This is a genomic window from Streptomyces sp. AM 4-1-1, from assembly GCF_029167625.1.
Classification (GTDB): Bacteria; Actinomycetota; Actinomycetes; order Streptomycetales; family Streptomycetaceae; genus Streptomyces.
This window is the reverse complement of the sequence record NZ_CP119145.1, coordinates 5,475,208-5,493,459: the sequence shown is the minus strand read 5'-3', so window position 1 is coordinate 5,493,459 and position 18,252 is coordinate 5,475,208. Positions and strand designations below refer to the sequence as shown.

Sequence of the window (18,252 nt, the reverse complement as noted above, 5' to 3'; positions counted from 1 at the left end):
GGACGGGTGGCGGTGGCCCGCCGACCGCGTCCTTCACCTCAGGTTTCGCCGTTCTGCCCGCTCTCTTCACCGGCCGGCAGCGCGGCCTCGCGAGCGGCGTCGGAACCCTGTTCGAGCAGTACAGCGAAGCCGTCCTCGTCCAGAACCGGAACTTTCAGCTGCATCGCCTTGTCGTATTTCGAGCCCGGGTTGTCGCCGACGACGACGAAGGAGGTCTTCTTCGAAACGGAACCGGTCACCTTCGCCCCCCTGCTCTGCAACGCCTCTTTCGCGCCATCGCGGGTGTGGCCGGTAAGCGTGCCTGTGACGACGACGGTGAGTCCTTCGAGCGGTCGCGGTCCCTCCTCCTCGCCCGCGCGCTCGTCCTCCGTCCGGACCCCGGCCGCCCGCCACTTGCGCAGGATCTCGCGGTGCCAGTCCTCGGCGAACCACTGCTTGACCGAGGCGGCGATGACGGGCCCGACCCCGTCGGCGTCGGCCAGCTCCTGTTCGCTCGCCTCGTCGATCCGGTCGATCGAGCGGAACTGGCGGGCCAGCTCCGCGGCCGCCACCGGGCCGACGTGGCGGATCGACAGTCCGGTGAGGATGCGGGCCAGCGGGCGCCGCTTGGCCTCCTCGATGGCTTCCAGCATGGCCAGGGCGTTCTTCTTCGGCTCGCCCTGCTGGTTGGCGAAGACCGTCGCGACCTTCTCCTCGCCGGTCTTCGGATCGCGCTTGGGCAGGCCGCTGTCCTGGTCCAGCACATAGGCGCGGATGGGCAGCAGTTCCTCGATGGTCAGCCCGAAGAGGTCGCCCTCGTCACGCAGTGGCGGCTCGGTGGGTTCCAGCGGTCTGGTGAGGGCGGCGGCGACGACATACCCGAAGTGGTCGATGTCCAGGCATTTGCGGCCCGCGAGGTACGCGATCCGCTCCCGCAACTGGGCAGGGCAGGAACGGGCGTTGGGGCAGCGGACATCGATGTCGCCCTCCTTCATGGGGCGCAGCGCGGTCCCGCATTCCGGGCACTCGGCCGGCATCTCGAACTCGCGCTCGCCGCCGTCCCGCAGGTCGACGACCGGGCCGAGGATCTCCGGGATGACGTCGCCCGCCTTGCGGAGGACCACGGTGTCCCCGATCAGGACGCCCTTCGCCTTCACCACGTTCTGGTTGTGCAGGGTGGCGAACTCGACCTCGGAGCCCGCGACCTCGACGGGCTCCACCTGGGCGTACGGCGTGACCCGGCCGGTGCGGCCGACGCCGACCCGGATGTTGACCAGCTTGGTGTTGACCTCCTCCGGCGCGTACTTCCAGGCGATCGCCCAGCGGGGGGCGCGCGAGGTGGAGCCCAGCCGGCCCTGGAGCGGGATCTCGTCGAGCTTGACGACGACGCCGTCGATCTCGTGCTCCACGGAGTGCCGGTGCTCGCCGAAGTACGCGATGAACTCCCGTACACCGTCGAGGGAGTCCACGATCCTGTTGTGCCGGGCGGTGGGCAGGCCCCATTCCCGCAGGAGTTCGTAGGCGTGGGAGAGGCAGTCGATGTCGAAGCCCTCGCGGGCGCCGATGCCGTGCACCACCATGTGCAGCGGGCGTCCCGCGGTGACCTTGGGGTCCTTCTGGCGCAGCGAACCGGCCGCCGCGTTGCGCGGGTTGGCGAAGGGCTTGTCACCGGCCTCGACCAGCCGGGCGTTCAGCCCTTCGAACGCCTCCATCGGGAAGAAGACCTCACCACGGATCTCGACCAGGTCCGGAATCCGGTCGCCCGTCAGCCGGTGCGGGATCTCGGCGATCGTCCGGACGTTGGGCGTGATGTCCTCGCCGACGCGGCCGTCGCCCCGGGTGGCGGCGCGGGTGAGCCGGCCGTGCTCGTAGGTGAGGTTGACGGCGAGGCCGTCGATCTTCAGCTCGCACAGGAAGTGGTAACCGGGTGTGCCGACGTCCTTGGCGACGCGCTCGGCCCAGAGCGCCAGCTCCGCGTCGTCGAAGGCGTTGTCCAGGGAGAGCATCCGCTCGCGGTGCTGGACGGAGGTGAACTCCGTCTTGTACGGCCCCGCGACCTTCTGGGTCGGCGAGTCCGGCGTGCGCAGTTGCGGATACTCGTCCTCCAGCCCCTCCAGTGAGCGCATCAGCCGGTCGAACTCGGCGTCACTGACGACCGGTTGGTCCTTCACGTAGTACCGGAAGCGGTGCTCGTCGATCTCTTCGGCGAGGCGCGCGTGGAGCGCCTGCGCCTCCGTCGGCACCGCGATCCGCTGCGCCTGCTGTTCGCCGGCCATCGTCCCGTCCTCCCGTAGCCCGTCACTCAGGGTTGTCTGCGAGCGATCTCGCCGCCCGGACGCAGTGGGCGAGCGCGGCGCGGGCGTACGAGGGCGAGGCGCCCGCGAGCCCGCACGACGGAGTGATCACCACGGACTCGCTGAGAGTCCCCGGATTCAGCCCCAACCTGCGCCACAACGTCCTGACCCCCATGACGCTACCGCCCGGGTCCGACAATTCGTCCGAGGCCGCGTCCGCACCGGGGACGACTCCGAGGAGGAGCTGGGTGCCGCCCTCGACGGCTTCCCCGATCGCTTCTTCCTCACGCTCGGTGAGCAGTGAGAGGTCGAAGGAGATGCCGTCGGCCCCGGCCCGGCGCAGCAGGGCGAACGGCACGTCGGGCGCGCAGGAGTGGACGACCGCCGGACCGTCGCCGTCGGCCGCCATGACGTCGCGCAGGGTGTCCTCGACGACCTGGCGGTCCACGGCCCGGTACGTGCGGTAGCCGCTGGCCGTCCTGACCCGGCCGAGCAGCACGGCGGTCAGCGACGGTTCGTCGAGCTGGAGCACGACCTCGGCGCCGGGCACCCTGCGGCGTACCTCCGCGAGGTGCCCGCGCAGCCCTTCGGCGAGCGAGCCCGCCAGGTCCCGGCAGGCTCCGGGATCACCGAGGACGGCCTCCCCACCGCGTCGTTCCAGCGATGCCGCGAGCGTCCACGGGCCGACGGCCTGGACCTTGAGCGGGCCCCGGTATCCCTGGGTGAACTCCTCCAGGGCGTCCAGGTCCTCGCCGAGCCAGGAACGGGCGCGGCGGGTGTCACGTCCAGGACGGTCACCGAGCCGCCAGCCGCTCGGCTCGACATGGCCGTACATCTCGACGAGCAGTCCGACGGTCCGCCCGATCATGTCCGCGCCGGGACCACGCGCGGGGAGTTCGGGCAGATGCGGCATGCCCTCGCCGTCCGCCAGGGAACCGGTGACGGTCTTGGACGCCTCCCGGGCGTCTCCCCCCGGCATGGACCCGATTCCGGTCGCCCGGCACATCCTGAAACCGCTCTTCTCGCTCACACGGGAAGCCTACGGGGCGGCCGGTCAGCGGCCCGGCCGGACCGTCAGGTCGTTGACCTCCGCGTCGCGCGGCAGGTCGAGGGCCATCAGGATCGTCGTGGCCACGGACCCGGGGTCCATCCAGCGGTCCGCGTCGTACTCCTTGCCCTCCTGCTGGTGGACCTTCGCCTGCATCGGGCTCGCGGTGCGCCCCGGATAGACGGAGGTCACCCGGACGCCGTTGGCGTGTTCCTCGTGGCGCAGCGAGTCGGCGAGCGCCTTCAGGCCGTGCTTGCTCGCGGCGTACGCGCCCCACTCGGCGTGTGCGTCGAGTCCGGCGCCCGAGTTCACGAAGAGGACGTGGCCCTTGGCCATGCGCAGCTGCGGCAGCAGGAGGCGGGTCAGCTCGGCGGGGGCGACCAGATTGGTGTTGAGCTGGAAGTGCCATGCCCGGGGCGTGAGTTCACCGATCCGGCCCAGCTCGACGACGCCCGCTACGTGCAGGAGGGAGTCGATCCGGTCCGGCATGGTCTGCTGCCCGAACGCCCAGGAGAGCCGGTCGGGGGTGCCGAGGTCGCCGACGAGGGTCCGCGCGCCGGGGTGGAGCGCGGTGAGTTCCCTGGCACGGCCCGCGTCCCGGGCCAGCGCCACGACGTCGTCGCCCCGCTCCAGCAGGCGGCGGGTGACGGCGGCCCCGATACCGGAGCCCGCGCCGGTGATGAGATGAGTGGACATGGACCGATGATCGCACCGGCGGTCCGTCGCGGCCTCCCCGGCCCGCCCGCGCCCCCGCGGGGCACCGCGGGTCGTCGCAGCTCACCGCAGTCCCTGGGACTCCTCCAGATAGGCGAGGGCGCCCACGCCGTCCTCGGCGAAGAAGACCAGGTCGGTCAGGGGTACGGGCAGGAAGCCCTCCTCCTCCATGCGCTGGAACTGCTGGCGCAGCCCGTCGTAGAAGCCCGCCGTGTTGAGCAGGACGACCGGCTTGATGTGCTTGCCGTGCTTCTTCAGCTCCAGGATCTCCGTCGCCTCGTCGAGCGTCCCGGTGCCGCCCACCATGATGACCACGGCGTCCGCCTTCGCCAGGAGCAGCGCCTTGCGCTCGGCGAGGTCCCCCGCGATCACCATCTCGTCGGCGTCGGCCCTGGCCTTCGCGGAGAGGAAGTCCACCGATACGCCGACGAGCCGGCCGCCGGACTCCCGCACCCCGTCCGCGACGACCTTCATCAGACCGCTCTCCGAACCGCCCCAGACCAGCGTGTGGCCGCCCCGGCCGAGGAGTTCGGCGAATTCACGGGCGGGCCGGGTGTAGCGCTCGTCGAGGTCGGCGGCGGAGAGAAAGACACAGATCTTCATGGGGTCCACGCTAAGGGCTGTCCCGTACTCCACCAGGGACGGGACAGCCCTTGAGCGGTGCCACCGACAGTGACGACGTGACCCGTACGGCGGCGGCCGGGAAGAATCCGGCGTCCGGGGCGGCTGGACCACGTATGACATCCACACCTGGACACCGCATCACCGTCGAGCCCGGCACCGAGCATGTCCGCGCGGTGCACGACGGTCAGTTGCTCGCCGAGAGCCACCGTCCGCTCGTGCTGCGCGAGACGGGCTGTCCGCCGCGGTACTACCTGCCGCCGGAGGACGTCCGCGCCGAACTGCTCACGCCGTCGGACACGCGTACCCACTGCCCGTTCAAGGGCGACGCCTCGTACTGGTCGCTGCCGGACGCCGCGGACCTGGTCTGGGCCTATCCGGAGCCGAAGGAGCAGGTCGCCGCGATCAAGAACCACTACTGCTTCTACGACACCGAGGTGGTCACCGGCTGACCGTCGCCGGGGCGACGGACCGCCCGCCGCCCCGGCACATCACGCACCCTCGCCCCTCGCCCATTCGCCCGCCCCACGCCCGGTCCCGCGCGCCTTCCCCGGCCCCCCGCTCCCCCGGCCGGTCGCCCGCGCGACGCCCCGCGCCGTCCCGTGCCATGACCGTTTCCCGGTGTTTCGTTTGTCGGCCTCCGTGCATTCGTATTGTGGATAGCCCCTTCCACACGTTCCTGCCTACTTTGTCGTCACGTGTTTCGAACCCTGCCGCCAGATGGTGTCGCGGCCACGAAAACAGGAGACGACATGAACGCCCGAACCGCTCCCGGACTTTCCTACGACGAACTCGTCGCGGCGCGCAGTGCCAGCGGTGTCCCCATGTTCAACGACAACAGGATGAAGCTGGGAATATTCGGCTCGAACTGCAGTCACGGGCTGATGGCGACCCACGCCGAGTCGTCGTACGAGCTCTCGTGGCAGCACACCCAGCAGATCGCGCAGATCGCTGACAGGCTCGGTTTCGAGGCGATGCTCCCGGTCGCCAGATACCGGGGCATGGGCGGCGAGACCAATTTCAACGGCTCGAACTTCGAGACCCACACCTGGGCGGCCGGTCTCGCCCAGGCGACCGAGAACATCATGGTGTTCTCCACCACCCACGTACCGACCAAGAACCCCATCGTCGCGGCGAAGGAATCGGTCACGGTCGACCACATCTCCAACGGACGCTTCGGCCTCAACATGACCATGGGCTGGTACAAGGCGGAAATGGAAATGTTCGGCGGAACGCAGCGCGAGCACGACGCGCGCTACCGCTACGGCTCCGAGTGGATCACCATCGCCAAGCGCATGTGGACCGAGGGCGAGGGCGTCAACTTCCACGGTGAGTTCTTCGACATCAAGGACGCCTTCTCCGACCCCAAGCCGATTCAGCAGCCGTACCCCGTGCTGGTGAACGCCGGCAACTCGCCGGACGGGCTGGAATTCTGCGCACGCGAATGCGACTTCAACTTCATCGCCTTCGCCGATCCGGCCGAGGCGAAGGAGACCGCTGCCCGGGTGCGTTCCATCGCTCATTCCCACAAGCGGGACCTGGGAATTCTCGGCTACGGCAACATCATCTGCCGTGACACCGAGAAGGAGACGAAGGCTCTCCTCGACCACATCCTCGAAAAGGGGGACTGGGAGGTGGCCAAGATGGTCTCGGGCGGGCTCGGGAGCGAGAGCGGTTCGTTCGACCGGATCAAGGCCCTCCAGGAGCGGTTCATCCTCGGCTACGGCGGATATCCGCTGATCGGCACGCCGGAGCAGATCGTCGAGCAGTTGGCCGGTCTTTCCCAGGCGGGTGTCGACGGCATGATGATCGGCTTCCTCGATTACGTGCAGGAGCTCGAATACTTCGGCGAGCGCGTTCTCCCCCTGATGAGGGAAGCGGGCCTGCGGGGCTGAGAACGACAGGGGATCAGGGAGGTCTGGGAATGACGAACTCTTCCGGCGCGGACGTGCGGAACTACAGGACCGTGCTCGGCCATTTCTGCACCGGGGTCACCGTGGTGACCTCGATCGACCGCGGAGGTCCTGCCGGATTCACCTGCCAATCGTTCTCCGCGCTCTCCTTGGACCCGCCCCTGGTGCTGGTGTGCGTGCGGAAGGAGTCGGCGACCTGGCCGGGCATCCGGAGATCGGGGCGGTTCGCGGTCAGTGTGCTGGCCGCGGATCAGCGGTCGATCGGCGACCGGTTCGCGCGTTCGGGTATCGACAGGTTCGCCGGCACCGAATGGCGGCCGTCCCCGGCCGGGTTGCCCCTCATCAGCGGCGCTCTGGCATGGATCGAATGTTCCGTCACCGACGAGATCGACGCCGGTGACCACACCGTCGTGGTGGCCGCCGTCACCGGACTGGAAACCGGTACGGCGGGCGCCCCACTGCTGTTCCACCGGGGCAGGTACCTCGAATTCGACATGAGGGAAGCAGCGATCGGATGAGACTCGCAACCGTCTACGGAAGTCCCACACCGCCCGGGAGGATGGCACGTGCTCTCGGGCTGGTCGAGAACGGCGTCCGCGACCGTCACCCCGGCTGGAGCGTGGAGCGGATCGGGCCCCGGGAACCGATCGGTCCGGTGGTGGCCACCTGGGACGAGGACGCGGTGAGGCTGATCGGCGAGGCCGACGCCGTCGTCGTGGCCTCACCGGTCTATCGCGGATCGATCACGGGAACCCTCAAGCTCCTGATCGACATGCTGCCGAACGAGTCGCTGCGCTCGAAGCCGGTGGGGATTCTCACCGTCGCGGCGGCGCCGCACCACTTCCTGTCGGCCGAACGCCATCTCCGCGACATCCTCGGCTGGTTCGGCGCGGTCACCGCACCGAACAGCGCCTTCTTCGTGGACTCGGCCTTCCGCACGGACGAGGTGGACGCCGAAGTCCTCGCCGCCCTGGGCGAATTCGCCGATCAGGTGCTGACGCTCTCGGAGTGTCTGGGCGGTCGGCGGTTCGGTCCCGACCCACTGACGGTCCGGTACGCGAAGAGGGCCGCCGGCTGAGGCGGCCGGTGACGCGTCGCGTCACCGGTCCGCCGGCACCGCCGGCACCGCCCAGAAACCGCCCTCGCCCAAGCCTCCGCCCGAGCAGCCTTCACCCGGGCCTCCGCAGGCCCTCACCCCAGCTTTCGCCCAACGAGCAGTGAGCAGGAAGGAACGTCGTGACCACCAACGTCGCGGAAAGCAAGCCCCTCGGCCAGGAGACAGGACCCGCCCGGCACCACATCGGCGGGCAGTGGGTCACCTCTGCCACGACAGGCGTCTCCGTCTCGCCCGCGGACGGGCGGACGCTCGGCACCTACTACGAGGTGGAGGAGGCGCAGGTCCAGGACGCCATCAGGATCGCCAAGGACACCTTCGCGACCCACCAGTGGCGGACCGACCGCCAGTTGCGTGCCCAGGTGCTCAGCGAGATGGCCGACCGTGTCGAGGCCGCGACCGACGAGCTCGCGCACCTGCTCGCCCGGGAGAACGGCAAGATCCTTCCCGAGGCGCGCTTCGAGCTGAGCCTGACACCGTCGAAGCTGCGGTACTACGCCGCGCAGGCCCTCACCGACTCGGGGAGCGGCGGCCGGGTGCGCCCGGGTGTCTACTCCATCCTGCTGGCGGAGCCGGTGGGTGTGGCGGGTGTCATCGTCCCGTGGAACTCCCCGGTGGTGCTGTCCGTGCGGTCCTTCGCCCCGGCACTCGCGGCCGGCTGCACGGTGGTGATGAAGATGGCCGCGCAGACGGCCCTGGTCAACACCCGGCTCACCGAACTCCTCACGGACTGCCCCTCGTTGCCCGCCGGTGTGCTCAATGTGTTCAACGAGTCCGGCAGCGTGGGTGCCAAGCTGCTGGTCTCCTCGCCCGATGTGGCCGCCCTGAGCTACACGGGCAGCACCGACGTCGGTCGGCGGATCATGGCGGACGCCGGTCCGACCCTGAAGCGGCTCTCCCTCGAACTGGGCGGCAAGACACCCATGATCGTCTTCGAGGACGCGGACCTCGACGCGGCCGTGGGGACGATCGCCGCCGGGATCACCACGTTCAGCGGCCAGTTCTGCATGACAGGCAGCCGGGTTCTCGTACAGGCGTCGGTGGCCGACGAGGTGCGGGCGAGGCTCGCCGAGGCCCTGAGCGGGGTCAAGGTCGGACCGGGCGACGCCCCCGATTCGCAGATGGGTCCGCTGATCGACGTCGCGAGCCGGGACAGGCTGGAGGCGCTGATCGAGGAATCGCTCGGCGACGCCGAGGTCATCGTGGCGGGCGGCCGTCCCGACGACGAGGGCCTGGCCCACGGGGCGTACTACCGTCCGGCGCTGCTCGGTGTGCGGGACACCGACTCGCCCCTCGTACAGAGGGAACTCTTCGGTCCGGTCGCCACGTTCGAGACCTTCGCGTCGGAGGAGGAGGCGGTACGCAAGGCCAACGCCACGCGGTACGGCCTCGCGGCGTCGGTGTGGACCGCCGACGGAGCACGCGGACTGCGCCTCGCCGACGCGCTGGAGGCGGGAACGGTGTGGACGAACGGCTGGGCCGTCGTGCTCGACCAGTTCGAGGAGGGCGGCTGCAAGCAGAGCGGTCTCGGCCGGCTGAACGGCAACCGGGCGCTGACGGAGTTCCAGGAGTACAAGCACATCGTCCAGGTGGTGTGAACCCGGCGCCGTGAGCCTCGGTGGTGGAAGCGGGTCCGCGCGGTACGGGCCCGCTTCCACCATGGCCGCGAGCGACGGGCCCGGTACGGGGGCTCCCGACGGTCCCGGCCGGCGGTACGGGTGGTCCCGGCACGCCTCCGGGACCGCACCGCGTGGGACCCAGGCGCCCGCGTACCCGCCCGAAGGCCGGCGGTCGCGCCGTTCCGTGCCCGGCGGCTCAGGAACTCCTGGTCCTGCGCAGCGTCTCCGACGGGGATTCCGCGTACACCGACCTGTACAGCGAGGAGAACCGTCCCAGGTTGTGGAAGCCGTACGCCGAGGCCACGTCGGTGACCGTCGTCTCGGCCGAGCGCGGGTACAGCAGCTCGTCGCGGACCCCGCGCAGCCTGATGTCGCGCAGATACTGCGAAGGGGTGCAGCCCAGGTTGTTGAGGAAGTGCAGTTGCAGGGTGCGCGCGCTCACCCCGGTCGCCGTGGCCACATCGGTCGGCGTCGGGAGTTCCCCGGCGTGGTCGTGGATGTAGTCGAGGGCGCTCTTCAGCGTGCTCGACCTGAGGGTCCCGTCGGTCCGCTGGAGCAGCGCCTGATGCGGCCCGGCAGCCGCCACCAGGAGATTCGTCAGAAGCATGGATTCGAGCTGGCGGCGGGAGTCCGCGTTCCGCGCGAGGACCCCGTCCTCGTCCCATTCCGTCCTGACGAATTCGATGCAGCGCAACAGGCCCTTGCCGGCCCGGGAGTCCAGTTCGATCACGAGGTCGAAGTCGATGGGGCCCGTGACCTGCGAGCGGGTCAGGGCGGCGAGGTGCCCCTCCAGATCGGCCCGGGGGATCTTGAGGGCGAACTGCGCGGCATCCGCCGCCCAGGCGATCGTCTGGGCGCGGTGGGGCAGCAGCATCGCCGCGTGCGCCATGCCCCGGGTCGTCCCCCGGTCGCCGTTCTCGCGCGTGACCAGGCTGCTGCCCGCGAGCGTGATGTTGATGTGGTACCAGTGCTCGCTCGCCGGGAGCGCGATGTGCGCCTCGGTGCCGTAGGTGAGGTATCCGAGGGTCACACCGCCGAGCTGGACGGCGTTCAGGCGGGCGTCGAGGCCGTTCCTGTCGACCGGGGTCAGCGTGTGCGGCTCGTACACCTCGGCCACGACCTGCTGGGCGAGGTCCACATCGCCCGTGCGGAGCCGGCCGTGCTGCTGGAGCGGTTCGGAAGATCTTGAGAATGACACGGCCATCAAAACTCCCCGGGCAGACGATCAGCATCCGGCAGGCGGACTCGTTGTGGTCACTCCTGTGCGTGTGGTCGCTCGCCCGGCGCTGTGGGGGCGACTCCTCAGGTGATGTCGGCCGACGTACCGACGGCCGTTATGGGGTACAACGTTCTAATAGCACGAATCGATCCCTTCTTGTCCGCGTACTCCGGCGACGACCGTCCCGATACTCCGCACCCGGGACTCCGCCGACAACCGTCCGGCCGTACTCCGCCGACGACCGTCGCACCGCTAGCGGCCGTCCCGCCGCGCGCGGTCGGCCGCACCGACCTCCCGACGGGCGTCCCGGCAGCTCCGCAGCAGCCGTGCGGACAACGCGTCGACCCCGCCCGACTCGGCACGGACCGAGGGAAGAGCGACGGCGAGGGCCACGTGGTGTCCGTCGACGACACCGACGGAGGCACCGATGGCGGTCACCCCGGGCTCACTCTCGTCCTGGTTGAAACCGAAGCCCTCACGGCGGACGGTTTCGAGTTCGCGGCGCAGCGCGGGCAGGTCGCGGATCTTCTCGCTGGGCGGGGGCGGCAGTCCGGGTGACGGGGGCAGTCCGCCCGAGTGCAGCGCGTCGACGGCGCCCGGCTCCAGATCGGCGAGCATGGCCTTGCCGCCGGACGTGCGGTACGCGGGCATGCGCACACCGACGCGCAGGCCCACGCGCAGCGACCGGACACCCTCGATCCCGTCGAGGAACAGCACCTCGGTGCCGGTGCGCACCATGAGGTGGACCGTCTCGTTCACGGCCCCGTAAAGGCTCTCCAGGTGCGGGCGCATCCGGTCCGGCAGCGGCGGCGCGGTGCGTGTCCCCGCCGGGAGGGCGTGGTGGCCCGGCCGGTACACCCTGTCGTCGCCGCGCACGGCGAAGCCCCGGTGACACAGCGTGGCCAGCAGCCGGTGCGCCGTGGACGGCGCCACTCCCAGCTCCCGCCCCGCCTCGGTCACGCTCAGCCGGCCGCGCTCGGCCAGCAGCGTCAGCAGGACCAGCGCGCGGTCCACCGCTTCGACGCGATATGAGTTCGTATTCTGCTCCACAGAATAATAGTAGGGATTCTTTGCGTCATACGCAAAGGTGTGCCTATCGTCTTCCATGTCAGGGCGGGAGCCCGCGGCCCTGCCGCTGAGGCCGCGCGGACGCCCGAGGCGGAACGACGAGGCTCACACGCGCCGTACGGGCGCGCCTGAAGAGGAGGGGTCACGATGACAGCCCAGGAACAGCCTCCGACCGGTCACGGATCGGTCGTCAACCGGATGACACAGGGCGACAGCCCCGAACTCACCCGGCTCTACGAGGACTTCGAGGCCGAGAACCTGATCCCGCTCTGGACCCGGATCGACGACCTGATGCCGACGCACCCCCGGCCCGCGGCCGTCGCCCATGTGTGGCGCTGGTCCACGCTCCATCCGCTGGCCAGGCGTGCCGGAGACCTGGTCCCGGTCGGACGGGGCGGCGAGCGCCGGGCGATCGCGCTGGCCAACCCCGGGCTTCCCGGCCGCCCGTACATCAGCCCGACCCTGTGGGCGGCGATCCAGTACCTGGGCCCGAAGGAGGCCGCGCCCGAGCACCGGCACGCCCAGAACGCGTTCCGCTTCGTCGTCGAGGGGGAGGGCGTGTGGACGGTCGTCGACGGCGACCCCGTCCGGATGTCCCGCGGTGACTTCCTGCTGACCCCGGGCTGGCGGTTCCACGGGCACCACAACGAGACCGACCGGCCGATGGCGTGGATCGACGGTCTCGACATCCCGCTCACCCACTACGTCGATGCGGGGTTCTTCGAGTTCGGCAGCGAGCGCGTCACCGACCGCGCCACTCCGGACTTCTCCCGGAGTGAACGCCTCTGGTGCCACCCGGGGCTGCGCCCGCTCTCCGGGCTGCGCGACACCGTCTCGTCGCCGATCGGCGCCTACCGGTGGGAACACACCGACGCGGCACTGACCCAGCAGCTCCTGCTCGAAGAGGAGGGCCATCCCGCCACCGTCGAACAGGGCCACGCCGCCGTCCGCTACACCAACCCCACGACCGGCGGCGATGTGATGCCCACGATCCGGGCCGAGTTCCACCGGCTCCGGGCGGGCACCGAACTCCCCGTCCGGCGGGAGGTCGGCTCCAGCGTCTTCCAGGTGTTCGAGGGCAGCGGCCGGGCGGTGCTGAACGGCCAGGAGCACCAGCTGACCAAGGGCGACCTGTTCGTGGTGCCGTCGTGGGTGTCCTGGACCCTGCGGGCCGACGAGCAGTTCGACCTGTTCCGATTCTCGGACGCTCCGGTCATGGAGCGTCTGCACTTCGACCGTACGCACTTCGAGCGCACGCACAGTGAAGGAGACCAGCGATGAGGCTCGCGACCATACGTCTGGGCGGAGCGACACGACGTCCGGACGGAGCGACCGCCGCCGTCCGTGTCGAGGGCACGACCGCCGTGGAGACCGGATTCGGCGATGTCGGCGCACTTCTGCGGGCCGACGGCCTGGGCCGGGCGGCCGAGGCCGACGGTCCCCGGCACGACTTCGCCGCCGCGGACCTCGCACCGGTCGTCCCGCGCCCCGGCAAGATCGTCTGCGTCGGGCTCAACTACCGCAACCACATCCTGGAGATGGGCCGCGAACTGCCCGAGTACCCCACCCTGTTCGCCAAGTACCCCGAGGCCCTGATCGGGGCCCGGGACGAGATCCTGCTGCCGCCCGAGTCCGACAACGTCGACTGGGAGGGCGAACTCGCCGTCGTCATCGGCCGGCGGGTGCGCCGCGCGTCCGCCGAGGAGGCCGAGGCCGCGATCGCCGGGTACTCGGTGCTCAACGACATCACCATGCGTGACCACCAGTACCGCACCACGCAGTGGTTCCAGGGCAAGACCTGGGAGAACAGCACCCCCTTCGGACCGGTCATGATCACACCGGACGAACTGGCCCCGGGGACGGTGATGACGACCGGGCTGGACGGCGAGGAACTCCAGAGCACACCGATCGACGACCTCGTCTTCGGCCCCCCCGAGCTGGTGCGCTACATCTCCACGATCTTCACCCTGCTGCCCGGGGACGTGATCGCCACCGGCACGCCCGGCGGGGTCGGACACGCCCGCAAGCCGCCTCGCTACCTCCGGGCCGGCCAGACCCTGACCACCGGCATCGACGGCATAGGCGAACTGGTGAACGTCGCCGTCAACGAACCGGACGAAGCGGCGCGGGCATGAGCGACGCGGGCGGCAGCGGTACGGGCACGACCGGCACGGACGCGACCAACGCGGGCGGAAACGGTACGGGCACGACCGGCACGGACGCGACCAACGCCGGCGGAAACGGTACGGGCACGACCGGCACGGACGCGACCAACGCCGGCGTCAGCGGCACGGGCACGGGCGGCACGCTCCAGGACGCCCGGGCGGCCCTGCGGGAACGCCAGGGCCCCGGCGCCCGGTACGACTCCCCGCAGGCCCCCGCCCGGGAACTGGCCTGGGCGCGGCTCGGCACCGCGTACATCACCCGATGTCTCGACGACCTGACCGACTCCCAGCTGGACGGCCCGTCCCTGCTGCCCGGCTGGACCCGCCGCCACGTCGTCGCCCACGTCGGGTACAACGCCCGCGCGCTGAGCCGGCTCGTGGAGTGGGCGGGCACGGGGACCGAGACGCCCATGTACGCCTCCCCGGAACAGCGCGACGCCGAGATCCTGCGGGGCGCCACCCTCCCGGCCCACGCCCTGCGGAGCCTGTTCGTCCACAGCGCCGCCCACCTCGACGTCGAGTGGCGCGATCTGCCGGGCCCGGCGTGGGACGCGCGGGTCCGTACCGCGCAGGGGCGTGTGGTGCCCGCGCGGGAGACGGCCTGGATGCGCGCCCGTGAGGTGTGGACGCACGCCGTCGACCTGGACGGCGGCGCGAGCGTGCGCGACTTCCCGCCCGACCTCATCGACGCGCTGCTCGCCGACGTCCTGCGGGCCTGGGAGCGACGCGGGGAACGCGTGGACCTCACCCTCGCTCCCCCGGGCGCGGAACGGGTCGTCGTCGGCACCGGCGGCCCCACGGTCACGGGCGCCCCGAGCGCTCTGGTCCGCTGGCTCACCGGCCGCGGGGCGCACGGGGTGACCAGCGACTCCGGCGGCCTCCCGGTCGTCCCGCGCTGGTTCTGACCGGCGACGGCCCGACGCGCGCTGGTCCGGACCGGCGACGGCCCGGACCGCCGCCGCACGCCTTCGGGACCGTCCCCCGGAGGACCGCCCCCGGACGACCGCGTCCCGGGGGCGGTGGCGTGTCCGGGCGGCCTGCCCGGCGTGGCCGGAGGCCGCCGGGAAGCGGCCGGTCACCACGCCCCAGGTCACCCGGTCACGGGATCAGTGCGTCTGAGCCGTCGCCGTCTCGCGGCGCGCCGTGGTCGCGATGGTGGCGGAGCCGACGACCCGCGTCCCGTCGTACAGCACGACCGCCTGGCCGGGTGCCACGCCCCGTACCGGTTCGGTGAAGGTGACGCGCAGTTCCTCGCCGTCCACCAGCTCCGCCGTCACCTCGGTCTCGCCTCCGTGGGCGCGGAGCTGAGCGGTGTACGTGCCCGGCCCGGTGGGGGCCGTGCCGCACCAGCGGGGCCTGATGGCCGTCAGGGCGACGACGTCGAGAGCCTCCACCGGGCCGACCGTCACCGTGTTGTTCACCGGGGAGATGTCGAGGACGTAGCGCGGCTTGCCGTCGGCGGCGGGGTGGCCGATGCGCAGGCCCTTGCGCTGGCCGATGGTGAAGCCGAAGGCGCCCTCGTGGGTGCCGACCTTCGTACCGGACTCGTCGACGATGTCGCCCTCGGCCGTGCCGAGCCGGCCGGCAAGGAAGCCCTGGGTGTCACCGTCGGCGATGAAGCAGATGTCGTGGCTGTCGGGCTTCTTGGCGACGGCCAGGCCGCGCCGTTCGGCCTCGGCCCGGATCTCGTCCTTGGTGGTGAGGGTGTCCCCGAGGGGGAACATCGCGTGGGCGAGCTGGCGCTCGTCCAGGACGCCCAGCACATAGCTCTGGTCCTTGGCCATGTCGGAGGCGCGGTGCAGCTCCCGGCCGCCGTCCCCGGTCGTCACGACCGTGGCGTAGTGGCCGGTGCAGACGGCGTCGAAGCCGAGGGCGAGGGCCTTGTCCAGCAGCGCGGCGAACTTGATCTTCTCGTTGCAGCGCAGGCAGGGGTTGGGGGTGCGGCCCGCCTCGTACTCCGCGACGAAGTCCTCCACGACGTCCTCACGGAAGCGTTCCGCGAGGTCCCAGACGTAGAAGGGGATTCCGATGACGTCCGCCGCGCGGCGTGCGTCGCGGGAGTCCTCGATGGTGCAGCACCCGCGTGCTCCGGTACGGAACGACTGCGGGTTCGCGGACAGGGCGAGGTGCACACCGGTCACGTCGTGGCCCGCTTCGGCGGCGCGGGCGGCGGCGACTGCGGAGTCCACCCCGCCCGACATGGCGGCGAGCACACGGAGAGGGCGCTGAGAGGTCTGAGTCATAGCTCCACCAGGGTACGTGGCGTCGGGAAACGAAAGCTCCCGGATATGCGTTGACGACCACATGGGGACCAAGGGCACGACAGGAGCGGGCGGAGGCGGGCGGCCTCTGAGCAGACGGGCGCTGCTGATCGGCGGCGGCGCCACGGCGGCGGGCGCGGCGGCCGTGGCCGTGGAGCGGCTGACGCGCTCCTGGCACCCGGGGACGGGGCAGCCGCGCGAGCCCGGTCAGGTGGACTACCCGGGGGCGGGCTGGACGGCGGCCTCCGAGGCGAACTGGCGACGGGCCGACCGCCCCGTCGACTACCGCGTGGACCGGGTGGTCGTCCATGTGACGCAGGGCAGCTTCCGCAGCGCGGTGAAGGTCTTCCGGGACCCCGGCCACGGCGCGGCGGCGCACTACATCGTCGGCAAGGACGGGCGGGTGGAGCAGATGATCCGAGAGCTGGACGTGGCGTTCCACGCGGGGAACCGTCTGTACAACGAGCGCAGCGTCGGCATCGAGCACGAGGGGTTCGTGGACCGGCCGCAGGACTTCACGACTGCGATGTACGAGTCGTCGGCGCGTCTGACGGCGGCGATATGCGGGCGCTACGGCATACCCGTGGACCGCGAGCACCTCATCGGCCATGTGGAGGTGCCGGGCACCGATCACACGGACCCGGGGCCGTACTGGGACTGGGACCGCTATCTGCGGCTGGTACGGACGGCGGCCCGGCCCGGATCGGCGGGTCCCCGGGCGTCCACCGGCTGAACCCCCGGCCACCGGTCGTCGGCCACCCCGTCGGCACCGGCCACCGGGGCCGGGGCCACGCGGCCCCTCAGCTGAGTCCGGCCGTCCTCGCCCGCTCCACGGCCGGACCGATCGCCCGGGCCACGTCCTCGACGTCCTGCCCGGTCGAGGTGTGGCCGAGCGAGAAGCGCAGCGTGCCACGGGCCAGGTCGGGGTCGGTCCCGGTGGCCAGCAGCACATGGCTGGGCTGGGCGATCCCGGCCGTGCAGGCGGAACCGGTGGAGCATTCGATGCCCTGCGCGTCCAGCAGGAGCAGCAGGGAGTCGCCCTCGCAGCCGGGGAAGGAGAAATGGGCGTTGGCCGGGAGCCTGCCGCCCGGGGCCGGGTCACCGCCGAGCACGGCGTCCGGGACCGCCTCGCGGACGGCCGCGACGAGGCAGTCGCGCAGCCCGCCGATCTCCCGGGCGAAGTCCTCGCGCCGCTCGGTGGCGAGCCGTCCGGCGAGCGCGAAGGCGGCGACGGCGGGTACGTCCAGCGTGCCGGAGCGGACATGGCGTTCCTGACCGCCGCCGTGCAGGACGGGCACGGGGGTGTACTCGCGGCCCAGCAGCAGCGCGCCGATGCCGAAGGGGCCACCGATCTTGTGCGCGGTGACGGTCATCGCGGCCAGCCCGGAGCCGGCGAAGTCCACCTCGACCTGCCCGACCGCCTGCACCGCGTCGGCGTGCAGCGGTACGTCGAACTCGCGGGCAACGGCAGCCAGTTCACGTATCGGCATGATCGTGCCGATCTCGTTGTTGGCCCACATCACGGTGGCGAGCGCGATGTCGCCGGGGTCGCGGAGGATCGCCTCGCGCAGCGCCTCCGGGTGGACCCGCCCGTGGGCGTCGACCGGGAGGTGTTCGACGGTCGCGCCCTCGTGCTCGGCGAGCCAGTCGACCGCGTCGAGCACCGCGTGGTGTTCCACGGGACTGGTCAGGACTCTGGTGCGGCGTGGGTCGGCGTCCCGGCGGGACCAGTAGAGGCCCTTCACGGCGAGGTTGTCGGCCTCGGTGCCGCCGGAGGTGAGGACCACCTCGCTGGGGCGTGCGCCGAGGGCGTCGGCGAGGGCTTCCCGCGACTCCTCGACGGTACGGCGGGCCCGGCGCCCGGCGGCGTGGAGTGAGGACGCGTTACCGGTGACGGCGAGCTGCGCGGTCATCGCCGCGATCGCCTCCGGAAGCATCGGGGTGGTCGCGGCGTGGTCGAGGTAAGCCATGGTGGGGCCGATTCTACGAGCCCGGCCGGGCACCGCGGGCCGCGCGGACCCCGGCCGGGTCCCGCGCGGCCCGCATCCGGACACCTGGCGTGCGGGGCCGCTCCCGGTGGGGGCGGGACGAAACCGGTACGGACCGTTCCGGAGGACACGCCCGTCATCACGTGGCGACGGCCCACGACGCAGCCGCTCCCGTACGGGACGGGCAGCGCGTACGGGGACCGGCCGCGCTCGGCCCGCTCCCGGCCGGCCTCCTTCGCCGGCTCCGCG

Annotated in this window: 17 protein-coding genes; 9 read left to right on the top strand and 8 right to left on the bottom strand. The window is 71.3% G+C overall.

Annotation, left to right across the window (positions count from 1 at the left end; genetic code table 11):
• Window positions 1-38: 38 nt before the first annotated feature.
• The 4 genes from ligA to PZB75_RS23365 form a co-directional block, all read right to left on the bottom strand.
• The gene (gene ligA, locus PZB75_RS23380; protein ID WP_275537259.1) at window positions 39-2,255 is read right to left on the bottom strand and encodes an NAD-dependent DNA ligase LigA; all 2,217 of its coding nucleotides are present in this window, start codon (window positions 2,253-2,255) and stop codon (window positions 39-41) included.
• A 22-nt stretch (window positions 2,256-2,277) separates the two neighbouring features.
• A complete protein-coding gene (locus PZB75_RS23375) occupies window positions 2,278-3,303 on the bottom strand; it encodes a methionine synthase (RefSeq protein ID WP_275537258.1) in 1,026 nt (341 codons plus the stop codon).
• A 24-nt stretch (window positions 3,304-3,327) separates the two neighbouring features.
• Entirely contained in the window at window positions 3,328-4,017 is a 690-nt protein-coding gene (locus tag PZB75_RS23370; RefSeq protein WP_275537257.1) for an SDR family oxidoreductase, read from the bottom strand.
• Window positions 4,018-4,098: 81 nt separating this feature from the next.
• Entirely contained in the window at window positions 4,099-4,638 is a 540-nt protein-coding gene (locus PZB75_RS23365; protein ID WP_275537256.1) for a TIGR00730 family Rossman fold protein, read from the bottom strand.
• A gap of 134 nt (window positions 4,639-4,772) precedes the next feature.
• Between PZB75_RS23365 and PZB75_RS23360 the strand changes: the two genes are divergently transcribed.
• The 5 genes from PZB75_RS23360 (at window position 4,773) to PZB75_RS23340 (ending at window position 9,281) form a co-directional block, all read left to right on the top strand.
• The gene (locus PZB75_RS23360) at window positions 4,773-5,108 is read left to right on the top strand and encodes a DUF427 domain-containing protein (RefSeq protein WP_275537255.1); all 336 of its coding nucleotides are present in this window, start codon (window positions 4,773-4,775) and stop codon (window positions 5,106-5,108) included.
• 300 nt (window positions 5,109-5,408) lie between these two features.
• A complete protein-coding gene (locus PZB75_RS23355) occupies window positions 5,409-6,551 on the top strand; it encodes an LLM class flavin-dependent oxidoreductase (RefSeq protein ID WP_275537254.1) in 1,143 nt (380 codons plus the stop codon).
• 29 nt (window positions 6,552-6,580) lie between these two features.
• Entirely contained in the window at window positions 6,581-7,087 is a 507-nt protein-coding gene (locus PZB75_RS23350) for a flavin reductase family protein (protein ID WP_275537253.1), read from the top strand.
• A 41-nt stretch (window positions 7,088-7,128) separates the two neighbouring features.
• Window positions 7,129-7,647: an NADPH-dependent FMN reductase gene (locus PZB75_RS23345; RefSeq protein WP_275537252.1), complete on the top strand. Its 519-nt coding sequence runs from the start codon at window positions 7,129-7,131 to the stop codon at window positions 7,645-7,647.
• Window positions 7,648-7,805: 158 nt separating this feature from the next.
• Window positions 7,806-9,281, top strand: a complete 1,476-nt coding sequence (locus PZB75_RS23340) for an aldehyde dehydrogenase family protein (RefSeq protein WP_275537251.1) — start codon at window positions 7,806-7,808, stop codon at window positions 9,279-9,281.
• 217 nt (window positions 9,282-9,498) lie between these two features.
• On the opposite strand, the gene PZB75_RS23335 is transcribed toward PZB75_RS23340, so the two are convergent.
• Window positions 9,499-10,500 (bottom strand): AraC family transcriptional regulator, encoded by a 1,002-nt coding sequence (locus PZB75_RS23335; RefSeq protein ID WP_275537250.1) that lies wholly within the window; start codon window positions 10,498-10,500, stop codon window positions 9,499-9,501.
• Between the two features lie 273 nt (window positions 10,501-10,773).
• The gene (locus tag PZB75_RS23330) at window positions 10,774-11,571 is read right to left on the bottom strand and encodes an IclR family transcriptional regulator (RefSeq protein ID WP_275537249.1); all 798 of its coding nucleotides are present in this window, start codon (window positions 11,569-11,571) and stop codon (window positions 10,774-10,776) included.
• A 216-nt stretch (window positions 11,572-11,787) separates the two neighbouring features.
• Between PZB75_RS23330 and PZB75_RS23325 the strand changes: the two genes are divergently transcribed.
• Genes PZB75_RS23325 through PZB75_RS23315 form a run of 3 tightly spaced genes read left to right on the top strand, consistent with a single transcriptional unit; the run spans window position 11,788 to window position 14,659 of the window.
• Window positions 11,788-12,870 (top strand): cupin domain-containing protein, encoded by a 1,083-nt coding sequence (locus tag PZB75_RS23325; RefSeq protein ID WP_275538834.1) that lies wholly within the window; start codon window positions 11,788-11,790, stop codon window positions 12,868-12,870.
• The gene (locus tag PZB75_RS23320) at window positions 12,867-13,724 is read left to right on the top strand and encodes a fumarylacetoacetate hydrolase family protein (protein WP_275537248.1); all 858 of its coding nucleotides are present in this window, start codon (window positions 12,867-12,869) and stop codon (window positions 13,722-13,724) included. Before PZB75_RS23325 ends, PZB75_RS23320 begins: the two co-directional genes overlap by 4 nt.
• Complete coding sequence (locus tag PZB75_RS23315; protein ID WP_275537247.1) at window positions 13,721-14,659, top strand: maleylpyruvate isomerase family mycothiol-dependent enzyme; 939 nt, start codon at window positions 13,721-13,723, stop codon at window positions 14,657-14,659. Before PZB75_RS23320 ends, PZB75_RS23315 begins: the two co-directional genes overlap by 4 nt.
• 201 nt (window positions 14,660-14,860) lie before the next feature.
• Here the strand turns inward: PZB75_RS23315 and mnmA are convergent, their stop codons facing one another.
• Window positions 14,861-15,997 carry a tRNA 2-thiouridine(34) synthase MnmA gene (gene mnmA, locus PZB75_RS23310; RefSeq protein WP_275537246.1) on the bottom strand — a complete coding sequence of 379 codons (1,137 nt, stop codon included), beginning with the start codon at window positions 15,995-15,997 and terminating at the stop codon, window positions 14,861-14,863.
• A gap of 61 nt (window positions 15,998-16,058) precedes the next feature.
• Between mnmA and PZB75_RS23305 the strand changes: the two genes are divergently transcribed.
• Complete coding sequence (locus tag PZB75_RS23305; RefSeq protein WP_275537245.1) at window positions 16,059-16,748, top strand: N-acetylmuramoyl-L-alanine amidase; 690 nt, start codon at window positions 16,059-16,061, stop codon at window positions 16,746-16,748.
• A 67-nt stretch (window positions 16,749-16,815) separates the two neighbouring features.
• On the opposite strand, the gene PZB75_RS23300 is transcribed toward PZB75_RS23305, so the two are convergent.
• A complete protein-coding gene (locus PZB75_RS23300; RefSeq protein WP_275537244.1) occupies window positions 16,816-17,985 on the bottom strand; it encodes a cysteine desulfurase family protein in 1,170 nt (389 codons plus the stop codon).
• Window positions 17,986-18,252: the final 267 nt, after the last annotated feature.